The following is a 590-nucleotide window of genomic DNA, read 5'->3' as shown; positions in this document are numbered from 1 at the left end:
CGCTGAAGTTCTTCTCGCACGCGGCCTCGCGCAGCGTGCTGTCATTGGTGGCCTGATGCCAGCCGCGCGCTACACCGTCGAGCACGAGACGCGCTACGCGTATGCGGCGCCGGTCTCGCAGTCGTGGCAGCTGGCCCGGCTGGCGCCGCGCGAGCTGCCGTGGCAGAAGCTGCTGTCGCATGCGCTGCAGATCGACCCGCCGCCCGACGAGCGCCACGAGGCGCCCGACAGCTTCGGCAACGCGGTCACGCATTTCGGGCTGCATGGCGCGCACCGCCTGCTGCGGGTGCGCATGGCCTGTACGGTCGAGGTCGGCACGCGGCCGGTGTGGGCGTCGGCCGCGCAGCCCTGGGAATCGGTGCGCGATGCGGTGCGCAACACGCCGACGCTCGGTGCGCTGGAGCCGGCCCGCATGTGCGAGCCGACGGTGCTGGTGCCGCTGTCCGAGGGCGCACGCCTGTATGCGCGCAAGGCGCTCGCGCCGGGGCGCGACTGGTTCGAGGCCCTTGCCGCGCTGACGCAGGCGATCCACGATGACTTCGAATTCGAGGCCGGGGCGACCACCGTCAGCACCTCGGTCGACGAGGTGC

1 protein-coding gene is annotated in these 590 nt (G+C 72.4%); it reads left to right on the top strand.

The window, feature by feature from the left end; translation table 11 throughout:
• Positions 1-55 precede the first annotated feature (55 nt).
• Positions 56-590, top strand: a 535-nt coding sequence (locus AC1D15_RS36270) for a transglutaminase N-terminal domain-containing protein (protein WP_477829897.1), incomplete at its 3' end; no start/stop codon positions are given.

Source organism: Rhizobacter sp. P2_H2 (assembly GCF_056403375.1).
Note: the sequence above shows the minus strand (reverse complement) of the source record. Positions and strands in the feature narration are given on the sequence as shown.